Raw genomic sequence first — 13,532 nt, forward strand, 5'->3', positions numbered from 1 at the left:
TCTGGGAACCGAAGCAGGTATGACCCCGCAAACGGCTTCGCGCGTGCTCCCCGGAGGGCGCACGCGCGAAGAGCGGTCGAGGACCGTCAGCCGGAGCCTCCGAAGAGGCCCCCGTTGCCGTTCCCGTTGCCTCTGCTGTTGCCGGTACTGGCCGAGGCCGAGGGCGACGTGGTCACACCGCCGTCCGTACCGCCGGTGTCCGTGCCACCGGTGTCCGTACCGCCGGTGTCCGTACCGCCCGTGGTGGTCCCGCCGTTGTTGTTGCAGTTCCAGTCGAACTTCCGGCACGTCGGGCTCGCCGAGGGCGAGGGAGACGTCAGCGTCGCGCTGGGGGTCGGGCTCGGGCTCTCGGTCACGCTCTCGGAGGCCGAGGGCGTCGGGGACGGGCTCGGCACGTCGTTGAGGACCGTACCGATGTCCTCGGGCACCGGGAAGGACTCCGGCTTCTCGCCCTGGAGCGCCACCATCATGTAGTCCCGCCAGATCTGGGACGGGAACGAGGCACCGTGGATGGTCTTCTCTCCACCCGTGCCGTACATCTGGAGGAACTCGCGGTTCTTGTTGCTCTCGTCGTCGTCCAGGCGGTACATACCGATCGCCGTGGACAGCTGCGGGGTGTACCCGACGAACCAGGCCGACTTGTTGCCGTCGGTGGTACCGGTCTTGCCCGCCACCTCACGGCCCGGCAGCTGGGCGTTGGTGCCGGTGCCCTTCTCGACCACGGTCTTCAGGACGTCGGTGACGTTGTTCGCGACCGCCGGGGTGAAGGCCTCCACGGCCTTCGCGATGCGGTCGTGCTGGAAGACGGTGCCGTCCTTGCTCGTCACCTTCTCGACCGAGTACGGGTCCCGCTGCTGGCCGCTGGCCGCGAAGGTGGCGTACGCCCCGGCCATACGGATCGCGCTCGGGGAGGAGGTGCCCAGGGAGAACGACGGGAACCGGGAACTGGCGAGACTCGACTCCTTGATGCCCGCGCGCAGGACGGAGTCCTTCACCTTGTCCAGGCCCACGTCCATGCCGAGCTGGACATAGGCGGAGTTGACGGACTCGCGCATGGCCTCACGCAGGTCGATCTTGTACGTGGGCGGGTTGAGGGACTGGCCGCCGTCGTTCGTCTGGAGCCACTCCTTGCCCTTGTCGTCCGTCCAGTCGGTTCCGTCGTAGTCCTTGATCTTGAGCTTGTTCTTGCCGCTGTACAGGCTGTTGGGCGAGGCGATGGTGCGTTCGTCCTGCGCCTGCTCCGCGGGTCCCTTGGGATCCCGGACACCCCAGGTCATGGCGGCCGCCAGGACGAAGGGCTTGAAGGTCGAACCCACCTGGGCGCCGGTCTGGTCGGCGTTGTCGGTGAAGTGCTTGGTCGCGTCCACACCGCCGTAGATGGCCGCGATGGCACCGGTCGTCGGGTCGACGGACGCACCGCCGAACTGGACGAACTTGTCGTTGTTCGGGCGCAGCTTGGGCTTGATGTTGGCCTTCTGCACCTTCTTCACCGCGGCCTCGAGCGCGGCGACCTTGCGCTTGTCGAAGGTCGTGTGAATCTGGAAGCCGCCCTTCCGGAGCTTCTCCTCGGTGATCCCGGTCTTGTCGCTGTTCTTGACCAGGTACGTGTTGGCCAGGTCGACCAGGTAACCGACCTGCCCGCCCAGTGCCGCGTTGGAGCGCGGGGACTGGGTCTTGGGGAAGGTGGTGTATTTGGCCCGGACCGCGGCGCTCAGACGGCCGTCCTTGACCTCTTCGTCGAGGATCCAGTGCCAGCGCTCCTCGGCGCGCTTGCGGTTCTTCTCCTGCGTGGCGTTGACCGGGTCGATCCCGGGGGCGCCGGCGGGGTCGTAGTACGTGGCGCCCTTGAGGACGGAGGCCAGGAGCGCACACTGGCTGGGGTCCAGCTTCGTGGCGTCCTTGTTGAAGTAGGCGTGCGCGGCGGCCTGGATACCGTAGGCGTTACGCCCGTAGTACGCGGAGTTCAGGTAGCCGGCCATGATGTCTTCCTTGGGCACCTTGGCCCCGACCTTGATCGAGACGAAGAGCTCCTTGAGCTTGCGGGAGACCGTCTGCGACTGGTCCTCGAGCATCGCGTTCTTCACGTACTGCTGGGTGATGGTGGAGCCACCCTGCGTCTGGCCGCCCTTGGCCATGTTCACGAAGGCGCGGGCGATACCCATCGGGTCGACGCCGCTGTCGCTCTCGAACGTCTTGTTCTCGGCCGACATCACCGCCCAGCGCATCTCCTTGGGGATCTGCGCGTAGCTGATGATCTGACGGTTGGCCTCACCGCCCGTGGCGACCATCTCGGTGCCGTCGGCGTAGTAGTAGACGTTGTTCTGGGCCTGGGCGGTCTTGCCGACGTCCGGGATGCCCACCAGGGCGTACCCGACACCGGCGGCGACGACCAGGCTGCCGGTGAAGCCGATGAACAGGCCCGTCACCAGCTTCCAGGACGGCACCCAGCGCGCGGCGCCGTAGCGGCCCGCGCGCGGGTAGTCGATGATGCGCTTTCTGGCGGGCTCGGGAGCGCGGCCTCGGCCGCGCCCGGGACCACCCGGACCCGGGGGACCACCGCGCCGGCCGCCCCCTCCTCCTCCGGGACCGCCGGGACCCGCGCCGTCGGCGGCTCTGCGCCGGCCGCCGCCGTTTCCGCGCTGCGTGGCGCGCCGGGCCTCGGCACGACTGCCGAACGGGGTCTCTTCACCCCCCGGGCCGTACGCATCGGAAGGGGACCCGGTGGCGTCTCGCGGTGCATCGCGGCGGCCTGCGGACGGGCCTGGCTGCGGCTGGGCACGCCGGGCCGCGGCACGTCCGCCGCCCTGCGGCTGCGGCGGTTTGCGACGGTGCTCGCTCATCGAACGATTACTCCTCGGGCAGGCGCACCTTTGCGCGCCTGGAAACGGCGGCTGGTTTCCGGTCCCCCCGAAGTACGGATGCGGTCGATTACGCATTCACCCGTACTGCACCAAAGACGTTGACGTACTCAGACGTCACTCGGTTCCCGGTGGTTGTCCATCCCGCACAGAGTACGCACCGTCAAAACACACCTAGGGCCGAAGTTCACCCCAAATCAGGCAACTTGCTTCGTATGAATCGGTGATGTGACGCCGTTCACTCTGCTCCCTCTTGTCGCATGCGCAGCGTCGTTCTATCGTGCTGATGTATCGAGTCGATACATCAGCACGGCATAAAGGCCGAGCGGACGAGACAGCGACAGAGAGGAGGCGACGATGAGCCGGCGTGCCGGGATCCTCGAGTTCGCCGTCCTCGGCCTGCTCCGCGAATCTCCGATGCACGGCTATGAGCTGCGCAAACGACTCAATACGTCACTGGGTGTGTTCCGTGCCTTCAGCTACGGAACGCTGTACCCGTGCCTCAAGACGCTGGTCGCCAACGGCTGGTTGATCGAGGAAGCAGGATCCACACCCGAAGACGCCCTGACGGCAACGCTGGCGGGACGTCGAGCCAAGATCGTCTACCGATTGACGGCGGAAGGTAAGGATCACTTCGAGGAGCTTCTCGCGCAGACGGGTCCCGACGCGTACGAGGACGAGCACTTCGCGGCTCGCTTCGCGTTCTTCGGGCAGACGTCACGCGATGTACGCATGCGCGTACTGGAAGGTCGCCGCAGCCGTCTGGAGGAGCGCCTCGAGAAGATGCGCGCCTCGCTGGCGCGCACCCGGGAGCGCCTCGACGACTACACGCTTGAGCTCCAGCGCCACGGAATGGAGTCCGTGGAGCGCGAAGTGCGCTGGCTGAACGAGCTCATCGAGAGCGAGCGGGCCGGACGGGACGTCCAACGTCCCGGATTCGAAGGCTCCGCTCAGCAGGACAATTCATCTGGAGAGACGGGCGGCCTGCCCCGGCACCGGGACAGCCCCCGGCCGGATCCGTCCGACGACACCGCCACGTGAGACCCGTTCGGGGTTTCACCGATAGACACAGGGAGCAACCGGAATGGGTTCGGTTCGCGTAGCCATCGTCGGCGTGGGCAACTGCGCCGCCTCGCTGGTTCAGGGCGTCGAGTACTACAAGGACGCCGATCCGGCGGCCAAGGTGCCCGGCCTGATGCACGTCCAGTTCGGCGACTACCACGTCGGTGACGTCGAGTTCGTCGCCGCGTTCGACGTCGACGCGAAGAAGGTCGGCCTCGACCTCTCCGACGCCATCGGTGCCAGCGAGAACAACACCATCAAGATCTGCGACGTCCCGAACAAGGACGTCACGGTCCAGCGCGGTCACACCCTGGACGGTCTCGGTAAGTACTACCGCCTGACCATCGAGGAGTCCGCCGAGGCGCCGGTCGACGTCGTCCAGGTCCTCAAGGACAAGCAGGTCGACGTCCTCGTCTGCTACCTGCCCGTCGGTTCCGAGGCCGCGGCGAAGTTCTACGCCCAGTGCGCCATCGACGCCAAGGTCGCCTTCGTCAACGCCCTCCCGGTCTTCATCGCCGGCACCAAGGAGTGGGCGGACAAGTTCACCGAGGCCGGCGTCCCGATCGTCGGCGACGACATCAAGTCGCAGGTCGGCGCGACCATCACGCACCGCGTGATGGCCAAGCTGTTCGAAGACCGCGGTGTCCGTCTCGAGCGCACCATGCAGCTCAACGTCGGCGGCAACATGGACTTCAAGAACATGCTCGAGCGTGACCGCCTCGAGTCGAAGAAGATCTCGAAGACGCAGGCCGTCACCTCGCAGATCCCCGACCGCGAGCTGGGCGAGAAGAACGTCCACATCGGTCCCTCGGACTACGTGGCGTGGCTCGACGACCGCAAGTGGGCGTACGTCCGCCTCGAAGGCCGTGCCTTCGGCGACGTCCCGCTGAACCTGGAGTACAAGCTCGAGGTCTGGGACTCCCCGAACTCGGCCGGTGTCATCATCGACGCCGTGCGCGCCGCGAAGATCGCCAAGGACCGCGGTATCGGCGGCCCGATCCTCTCCGCGTCGAGCTACTTCATGAAGTCCCCGCCGGTCCAGTACTTCGACGACGAGGCCTTCGCCAACGTCGAGAAGTTCATCAAGGGCGAGGTCGAGCGCTAAGCACGATCACGTGCTCGCTGCTGAGGAGGGTCCCCGGGCTTACTGCCCGGGGACCCTCCTCGTATGTGAGGGTGTGACCCATGGCCGTCGTGCGTGACCTGCGCGTCCTCCTGCGCTTCCAGGGATTCAGACGCCTGCTCGGCGTACGGCTGCTGTCCCAGGGCGCCGACGGCGTGTATCAGATCGCGCTGGCCACCTACGTGGTCTTCTCCCCGGAGAAGCAGACCTCGGCGGCCTCCATCGCCTCCGCGATGGCGGTGCTGCTCCTCCCGTACTCCCTGATCGGCCCCTTCGCGGGCGTCCTGCTGGACCGATGGCGACGCCGGCAGGTTTTCCTGTACGGCAATCTGCTGCGCTCGGCGCTGGCGTGCGGGACGGCCGTCCTGATCCTGAGCAGGACGCCCGACTGGCTCTTCTACACCTCCGCGCTCTGTGTCACCGCCGTCAACCGCTTCGTCCTGGCGGGCCTGTCGGCCGCGCTGCCCCGTGTCGTCGACACGGACCGGCTGGTGCTGGCGAACTCGCTCTCACCGACGGCCGGAACGCTGGCGGCCACCGCCGGCGCGGCTCTCGCGTTCGTCGTACGGCTGACCGTCGCGGACTCCGACGCGGCGGTGGTCCTCGTGGGGGCGGCGCTGTATCTGTGCGCGGCCCTCGCCTCGCTACGGATCGCCCCGGATATCCTCGGGCCCGATCGGGACCTCGTCCGCCCGTACGTGGGCAGGGCCCTCGCCGGCACCGCGCGCGGGCTGGCCGGGGGCGTGCGCCATCTGGCGGAGCTCCCGCGGCGGGAGGCGGCCTGGTCACTGATGGCGATGACCCTGATGCGCTTCTGCTACGGCGCCCTGACGGTCATGGTGCTGATGCTCTGCCGCTACGCATGGGCGTCGGGCCCTGACGCCGGGCTCGCTCTCCTGGGGCTGGCCGTGGGCGTCTCGGGAGCCGGCTTCTTCGTCGCGGCCGTGGTGACGCCGTGGGCGGTGGGACGGCTGGGTCCCGGCCGCTGGATCGCGGTCTGCGCCGGCGCCGCCGCGGTCCTGGTCCCCGCGCTCTGTCTCGCGTTCGCTCCCACGCCCACGCTGGGCGCCGCCTTCCTGTTGGGCGTGACCACACAGGGCGCGAAGATCGCCACGGACACCATCGTGCAGTCCACCGTGGACGACGGCTTCCGCGGCCGGATCTTCTCCCTCTACGACGTCCTGTTCAACGTCGCCTTCGTCGGAGCGGCCGCAGTGGCCGCGCTGATGCTGCCGTCTGACGGACGCTCTGTCGCACTCGTTCTCACCGTGGCGGCGGTGTACGCATCAATTGCGGTTGCTATGGCCCGCTTTGAGTCTCAGTAAGTGTCACATCAGTGCCACAGAGCCTCTCTTGGCCACTGCGTTGTCACAGGGTCCCGATAACTTACGTGCGTCTTACGTTCGACAGACGTATCTACGTTCCAGGGGGAACCCCAGTGACAACTCCGCCGCCCCAGGGCCAGAACCCGTTCGCCCAGGGCCAGCCGCCCTACGGTCAGCCGCCTCAGGGCCAGGCGCCGTTCGGCCAGCAGCCCCCGCAGGGTTACCCGCAGCAGCCGGGCCAGCCCGGGTTTCCCCAGCAGCCGCCCGCCGGCTTCGCCCCGCTCCAGCCCCAACGCCCGAAGCGGGGCTTCAAGCAGTACCTTCGCGGCGGCATCGCGGTCGTCGTCGTCATAGCCGCCGCCGTGGGCTGGTTCGCGAGCCGGCACGACCCGGACACCGCCAAGGTCGGCGACTGCATGAGCATCAGCAACCCGGAGAGCAGCACGCACCCCGGCCTGAAGGTCGTGGACTGCGGTGACTCGAAGGCGAAGTTCAAGGTCGCACAGAAGAAGACGGACAACTCCGGCTGCGACCGCACCAAGTACGCCGAGTACACCCAGACAGGCGGTGGCGACTTCACGCTCTGCCTGGAAGAGGTCTCCGCCAAGTAGGACCATGCACAGACGCGAAAGGGGCGGTGTTTCACGTGAAACACCGCCCCTTCGCGTTGCCGGCCGTCATGTTTCACGTGAAACATGACGGCCCTCCGCTTCTCAGCCCTGCTCGGCCCACCACTCCTTGAGTGCCGCCACCGCGGCGTCATGCTCCATCGGTCCGTTCTCCAGCCTCAGCTCCATCAGGAACTTGTAGGCCTGGCCGATCGCGGGGCCGGGGGCGATGCCCAGAATCTCCATGATCTGGTTGCCGTCGAGATCGGGGCGGATCGCGTCGAGCTCTTCCTGCTCCTTGAGCTGGGCGATGCGCTCCTCCAGCCCGTCGTAGGCGCGGGAGAGGGCGGTCGCCCTGCGCTTGTTGCGCGTGGTGCAGTCGGAACGGGTCAGCTTGTGGAGACGGTCCAGCAGCGGACCCGCGTCGCGCACGTAGCGGCGGACAGCGGAGTCCGTCCATTCACCGGTTCCGTACCCGTGGAAGCGCAGATGCAGTTCGACCAGACGTGAGACGTCCTTGACGAGGTCGTTCGAGTATTTGAGCGCCGTCATCCGCTTCTTGGTCATCTTGGCGCCCACCATCTCGTGGTGGTGGAAGGAGACCCGCCCGTCCTGCTCGAAGCGTCGCGTCCGCGGCTTGCCGATGTCATGGAGCAGCGCGGCGAGCCTGAGGGTCAGGTCGGGCCCGTTCTCCTCCAGCGCCATCGCCTGTTCCAGCACGATCAGCGTGTGCTCGTAGACGTCCTTGTGCCGGTGGTGCTCGTCCCGCTCCAGTCGCAGCGCGGGGAGCTCGGGCAGGACGTGCTCGGCGAGCCCGGTGTCCACGAGCAGCGTCAGGCCCTTGCGCGGGTGGGCGGACCGGATCAGCTTGTTCAGTTCGTCCCGGACCCGCTCCGCGGAGACGATCTCGACCCGCCCCGCCATGTCCGTCATGGCGGCGACGACCTCGGGGGCCACCTCGAAGTCGAGCTGCGCGGCGAACCGCGCGGCCCGCATCATCCGCAGCGGATCGTCGGAGAAGGACGCCTCAGGAGTGCCCGGGGTCCGCAGAACGCGGGCGGCGAGGTCCTCCAGACCGCCGTACGGGTCGATGAACTCCTTCTGCGGCAGCGCGACGGCCATCGCGTTCACCGTGAAGTCCCGGCGCACGAGATCTTCCTCGATGGAGTCGCCGTAGGAGACCTCCGGCTTGCGCGAGGTCCGGTCGTACGCCTCGGAGCGGTACGTCGTGATCTCGATCTGGAACGACTGCTCCACGTCGCCCACGCGGGCGTCCTTCTGGGCCCCGACGGTGCCGAAGGCGATCCCGACCTCCCACAGCGCGTCCGCCCAGGGCCGGACGATCTTGAGTACGTCCTCGGGACGGGCGTCCGTGGTGAAGTCCAGGTCGTTGCCGAGCCGACCGAGGAGCGCGTCCCGGACCGAGCCGCCGACCAGGGCGAGCGAGAACCCAGCCTCCTGGAAACGGCGGGCGAGCTCGTCGGCGACAGGAGACACCCGCAGCAGTTCACTCACCGCGCGGTGCTGCACCTGGCTCAGGGCACTGGAATTGTCTTCGTTGGCGTTCGGCACAACAGAAAAGGGTACGTGGCCGCGGCGACCGGGAGCGCATGGATAAATCCCACACGCGTGCTCCCCAATCTTTTCCCGGCAGAATAGGCGTACATACAGGACAGTCGCCCGTGATCCCTGATCTTGTGGACCACTCCGCGGCACTTACTCTCAGCGCACCTCGTTACCATGCGTGGACGCACATTCCGACGACCACTGACGACGACGAGGGACGGGCGAGCGCGTGGCCGAGGCGGCAGACTTCCAAGGGACGAGTCCCTCACCTGCCCGCCGGTGGCTCCGGCGCAGCGGTGCACTGCTGGCCGGGGCGCCGCTGCTGGCCGGGCTGCTCCAGCTGCCCTTGAGCACGCCCTCCCAGGCCGCGGAGAAGGCCTCCGCCCCCGCCGCGGCGGGGGCGTCGGGACCGGTGGACGTCAGCCTCGACTCGCTGAGCCCCAGCACCCCCACCGACGGCGACACCGTCACGGTCTCGGGCTCGGTCACCAACACGGGCAAGCAGGCGGTCACGGACGCCCATGTGGGCATCCGCGTGGGACCGTCCCTGAACACCCGCTCCGCGATCGACACCGTGGCGAGGGGCACCAGCTTCCAGCCGGGCCTCGACCCGCTGGAGGTCGGGGGCAAGTACGTCGCCCAGGTCGCCAAGCTCGCCGCGGGCAGCTCTCAGCACTTCAGCATCTCGGTGCCCGTCAAGGACCTCGATCTCGGCGCCGACGGGGTCTACCAGCTCGGGGTGTCGCTGACGGGCCGGACCACCGCGCAGCCGTGGGACCAGGTCCTGGGGATCAAGCGGACGTTCCTGCCCTGGCAGCCCGACGGGGCGGACTCGAAGACGAGGACGACGTACCTCTGGCCGCTGATCTCCACCGTCCACCTCACGGCGGAGACCGGTTCCGACGCGCAGCAGACGCCCGTCTTCAAGAACGACGACCTGGCCAAGGAGATCTCCCCCGGCGGCCGCCTGGACCAGCTCCTGTCGCTCGGCAGCCAGCTCGACGTCACCTGGGTCCTGGACCCGGATCTGCTGGCCTCCGTGGACGCGATGCGCGGCGGCTACCGGATCCAGCAGGAGAACGGCACGACCGTCGCCGGCCGGAACCAGGCGGTGGCCAATGCCTGGCTCGACAAGCTGGAGAAGACGGTCCAGGGCCAGAGCGTCGTCGCCCTCCCCTTCGCCGACCCCGACCTCGCGTCGCTCGCCCACCACGGCAAGGACGTCACCGGTTCCCTGAGCCACCTCAAGGACGCCACCGATGTGGCGGCCAACACGGTGGAGACGATCGTCCATGTGAAGCCGAGCACGGACTTCGCCTGGCCCGCGGACGGCGCGGTGGACCCCTCGATCATCAAGGTGGCCACGTCGGCCGGCGCCGACAAGGTGATCGCCCGCAGCGACAGCCTGCGCGAGACGGGCGGGCTCCCCTACACGCCGAGCGCCGCCCGCCCGATCGGCGGCGGAACCACGGCGGTGGTCGCGGACGAGCGGCTGTCGACCGCGTTCCAGGGCGACATGATGAAGGCGGACGATTCCACGCTCGCCGTCCAGAAGTTCCTCGCGCAGAGCCTGATGATCAATCTTCAGGAATCGAAGAACGAACGCAGCATCGTCGTCGCTCCGCAGCGCATGCCCACGGCGAGCCAGGCCCAGTCCATGGCCGAGGCCCTGCGCGCGCTCCAGCAGGGGAACTGGTCGCAGTCCCAGACACTGACCGAGGCCGCCAAGGCCAAGCCGGACCCCGGCGCCACCACGACGGTGCCGTCCGCGTCCGTGTACCCCTCGTCGCTGCGCCACCGGGAGCTGCCGCGCTCGGCGTTCGAGCGGATCCAGGCGACCCAGGCCAAGCTCGACAAGTTCCGGATGATCCTGAGCGACGAGTCCCGCGTGGTCACGCCGTTCGGACGGGCCATAGACCGGGGGATGTCGTCGTCCTGGCGCGGCCGGACCGGTGAGGCGGCGGACTTCCGGCAGCGCGTGGAGACGTACCTCGACGGGCTCACGGGCCTGGTCCATCTCATCCAGAAGTCGGACGCCAAGCTCTCCGGACGCAGCGCCACGATCCCCGTGACCGTCCAGAACAACCTCGTGCAGGGCGTCGGCCATCTGGTGCTGCGCCTCACCTCGCAGCAGCCCACTCGTCTCAAGATCGGCAATGGCCCGTACGACGAGCAGAAGATCGCGGTCGCGGGCGAGCACAGCCAGTCGGTCAAGTTCACGACGTCCACCCAGGCCAACGGCCCGGTGCAGGTCGTCGCCCAGCTCTACACGGAGGACGGGCAGCCGTACGGCGACCCGGTTCCCTTCGAGGTGAAGGTCACCGAGATCACCTCCACCGTGATGCTCGTCATCGGTGGCGGTGTCCTGCTGCTCGTGCTCGCCGGTTTCCGGATGTACACGCAGCGTAAGCGCGCCGCGGCCCGTCAGGCCGAGGAGGACGCGGAGACCGGTCCCGAGGAAGGGGGCGGGAGCGCGGACGCGGACGGCACCGTGGACACTGACTCCACCGAGGACTCCGCGGCCGGACCCGAACGGGCTTCCGACCCGGAGTCCGGGGCGGACGACCCGGAGCAGCCGAGTGACCCGACACCGGACACCGCACCGGAAAGCGCCGACCCGTCGGACACGGGTGAGAGAGTGGACCGTTGAACGATGTCGTGGCCGGTGGGCCCGGGGACGATGAGGTGGGGTAACCATGAACGCGCCGTACGACGGTGACCGCGGTCAGGGCGCGGGATCCTCGGGCTACCCCGAGGATCACCCGGGCCGGGACGCGGGCCGCTCCGGCCACCCCGAGGGCATGCCGGAGAACGCCCGGATGCCGCAGGGATCTCCCGCCGACATGTACCTCCAGGACGCCTACGACCAGGATCCGTACCGGGCCCAGGACCTCTCGGCCCAGGACCCGGTCGCGGAGGCGCTCTACGACCGTGCCGCGCACCCTCCGCCGGCGCCCGGGTCGTACGCCCCGCAGCAGCCGCTGTACGCGCAGCCGCCCGCCGCGCAGTACGCGCCCGACCCCCGGCTGTGGGCCCAGACTCCGCCTCCGGAGCCGTCGGGGCCGACACGGCACCTGCCGTACGGCGACGACGCCCGGACCACGCAGTACGTGGGCGTGGACGATCTCGTCACCCAGGCCGGGGAGCAGCAGCAGGAGCCCGACGCCTTCGCTCATCTCTTCCGCGACCAGCAGCAGGGCGGCGTCCGGCACGCCTACGCCGCCGCTTCCCCCGCGGTCCCGGCGCCCGCCCCGGAGCCCGCTCCGGCCGCTGTGCAGCCGCCCGCGGCCGCTGCGGCGAAGTCGGGCGGCCGTGCCTCCGGCTTGCTGAAGTCGAGCGCCGTGATGGCGGCGGGCACGCTGGTGTCCCGTCTCACCGGCTTCGTACGGACCATGATCATCACCGCGGCTCTGGGCGCGGCGACACTCGGCGACGCCTGGACCGTCGCCTACACCCTGCCGACGATGATCTACATCCTGACCGTCGGCGGCGGGCTCAACTCGGTCTTCGTGCCCCAGCTGGTGCGCTCCATGAAGGAGGACGACGACGGGGGCGAGGCATACGCCAACCGTCTGCTGACGCTCGTCATGGTCGCCCTCGGTGTGATCGTCACCGCCGCGGTCTTCATCGCGCCGCTGCTGATCCAGCTGATGTCGAACTCCATCGCGAGCGACCCGGCGTCCAACAACGTGGCCGTCACCTTCGCCCGGTACTGCCTGCCCACGATCTTCTTCATGGGCGTCCACGTGGTCATGGGCCAGATCCTCAACGCCCGCGGGAAGTTCGGCGCGATGATGTGGACCCCGGTCCTGAACAACATCGTCATGATCTTCACGTTCGGCATGTTCCTCTGGGTCTACGGAACCTCCCGGCACTCCGGCATGACGGTGAACAACATCCCGCCGGACGGACTCCGTCTGCTGGGCATCGGCACCCTGCTCGGCCTGGTCGTCCAGGCCACGGCGATGGTGCCGTATCTGCGCGAGGCCGGCTTCCGGTTCCGTCCGCGCTTCGACTGGCGGGGCCACGGCCTCGGCAAGGCCGTCAAGCTCGCCAAGTGGACCGTGCTCTTCGTCCTCGCCAACCAGGCCGGCGTCCTCGTCGTCACCCAGCTGGCAACCGCCGCGGGCAAGGCCTCGGGCAAGGACGGAGCGGGCATCCTGGCCTACGCCAACGCCCAGCTGATCTGGGGCATGCCGCAGGCGATCATCACGGTCTCCGTCATGGCGGCCATGCTCCCGCGGATCTCGCGAGCCGCCCACGACGGAGACCCGGGAGCCGTCCGTGACGACATCTCGCAGGGTCTGCGGACCTCGGCGGTCGCGATCGTCCCGGTGGCCTTCATGTTCGTCGCCCTGGGCATCCCCATGTGCACCCTGCTCTTCGGCTCCAGCGGCATCGCGGCCGCCGAGTCCCAGGGCTACGTCCTCATGGCCTTCGCGCTCGGGCTGATCCCCTTCTCGGTGCAGTACGTGGTCCTGCGTGGCTTCTACGCCTACGAAGACACCCGCACCCCCTTCTACAACACGGTCATCGTGGCCGGCGTCAACGCGGCGGCCTCGGCCATCTGTTACGTGATCCTGCCCGCGCAGTGGGCGGTCGTCGGTATGGCCGGCGCCTATGGACTGGCGTACGCCGTGGGCGTCGGAGTGGCCTGGCAGCGGCTGCGCAAGCGGCTGGGCGGCGACCTGGACGGCACCCGCGTGCTGCGCACGTACGCGCGCCTGTGCCTGGCCTCCGTCCCTGGCGCCGTGGTGGGCGGCGCCGTAGGCTTCGCGATCACCCGGGTGCTCGGGCACGGCGCGATCGGTTCGATCGCGGCGCTCGTCATCGGATCGATCGCTCTGCTCGGTGTCTTCTACGTCGCCGCGCGCAAGATGCGCATCGAAGAACTCAACTCAATGGTCGGGATGGTCCGCGGGCGTCTGGGGCGCTGAGGCGGGGGTACGCGCACAACCATCGTCCGCCGCCGTGTGTCGTGCATAGCGCC

Annotated in this window: 8 protein-coding genes; 6 read left to right on the forward strand and 2 right to left on the reverse strand. The window is 68.6% G+C overall.

Features of this window, described 5'->3' with window-relative positions:
* Positions 1-86: 86 nt before the first annotated feature.
* Positions 87-2,840, reverse strand: coding sequence for a transglycosylase domain-containing protein (locus ACZ4AA_RS20555; RefSeq protein ID WP_467603874.1), 2,754 nt, complete (start codon positions 2,838-2,840; stop codon positions 87-89).
* A gap of 375 nt (positions 2,841-3,215) precedes the next feature.
* Here ACZ4AA_RS20555 and ACZ4AA_RS20560 point away from each other — a divergent pair, with 375 nt between their 5' ends.
* The 4 genes from ACZ4AA_RS20560 (at position 3,216) to ACZ4AA_RS20575 (ending at position 6,979) form a co-directional block, all read left to right on the forward strand.
* Complete coding sequence (locus tag ACZ4AA_RS20560; protein WP_467603879.1) at positions 3,216-3,899, forward strand: PadR family transcriptional regulator; 684 nt, start codon at positions 3,216-3,218, stop codon at positions 3,897-3,899.
* 43 nt (positions 3,900-3,942) lie between these two features.
* The gene (locus tag ACZ4AA_RS20565) at positions 3,943-5,025 is read left to right on the forward strand and encodes an inositol-3-phosphate synthase (protein ID WP_467603882.1); all 1,083 of its coding nucleotides are present in this window, start codon (positions 3,943-3,945) and stop codon (positions 5,023-5,025) included.
* Positions 5,026-5,105: 80 nt separating this feature from the next.
* A complete protein-coding gene (locus ACZ4AA_RS20570) occupies positions 5,106-6,368 on the forward strand; it encodes an MFS transporter (protein WP_467603886.1) in 1,263 nt (420 codons plus the stop codon).
* A gap of 113 nt (positions 6,369-6,481) precedes the next feature.
* Positions 6,482-6,979, forward strand: coding sequence for an LppU/SCO3897 family protein (locus tag ACZ4AA_RS20575; RefSeq protein WP_467603888.1), 498 nt, complete (start codon positions 6,482-6,484; stop codon positions 6,977-6,979).
* 102 nt (positions 6,980-7,081) lie between these two features.
* Here the strand turns inward: ACZ4AA_RS20575 and ACZ4AA_RS20580 are convergent, their stop codons facing one another.
* Positions 7,082-8,548, reverse strand: coding sequence for a CCA tRNA nucleotidyltransferase (locus ACZ4AA_RS20580; protein WP_467603894.1), 1,467 nt, complete (start codon positions 8,546-8,548; stop codon positions 7,082-7,084).
* Between the two features lie 223 nt (positions 8,549-8,771).
* Between ACZ4AA_RS20580 and ACZ4AA_RS20585 the strand changes: the two genes are divergently transcribed.
* On the forward strand, positions 8,772-11,192 hold the full coding sequence (locus tag ACZ4AA_RS20585; protein ID WP_467603899.1) for a DUF6049 family protein: 2,421 nt from the start codon (positions 8,772-8,774) through the stop codon (positions 11,190-11,192).
* A gap of 46 nt (positions 11,193-11,238) precedes the next feature.
* Positions 11,239-13,479, forward strand: coding sequence for a murein biosynthesis integral membrane protein MurJ (gene murJ / locus ACZ4AA_RS20590; RefSeq protein ID WP_467603903.1), 2,241 nt, complete (start codon positions 11,239-11,241; stop codon positions 13,477-13,479).
* Positions 13,480-13,532: the final 53 nt, after the last annotated feature.

It is taken from the genome of Streptomyces sp. NPDC024698 (assembly GCF_055559015.1).

Coding starts and splice junctions, on each gene's coding strand:
- ACZ4AA_RS20555 (WP_467603874.1), bottom strand. CDS start 2,840: ATGAGCGAGCACCGTCGCAAACCGCCGCAGCCGCAGGGCGGCGGACGT.
- ACZ4AA_RS20560 (WP_467603879.1), top strand. CDS start 3,216: ATGAGCCGGCGTGCCGGGATCCTCGAGTTCGCCGTCCTCGGCCTGCTC.
- ACZ4AA_RS20565 (WP_467603882.1), top strand. CDS start 3,943: ATGGGTTCGGTTCGCGTAGCCATCGTCGGCGTGGGCAACTGCGCCGCC.
- ACZ4AA_RS20570 (WP_467603886.1), top strand. CDS start 5,106: ATGGCCGTCGTGCGTGACCTGCGCGTCCTCCTGCGCTTCCAGGGATTC.
- murJ (WP_467603903.1), top strand. CDS start 11,239: ATGAACGCGCCGTACGACGGTGACCGCGGTCAGGGCGCGGGATCCTCG.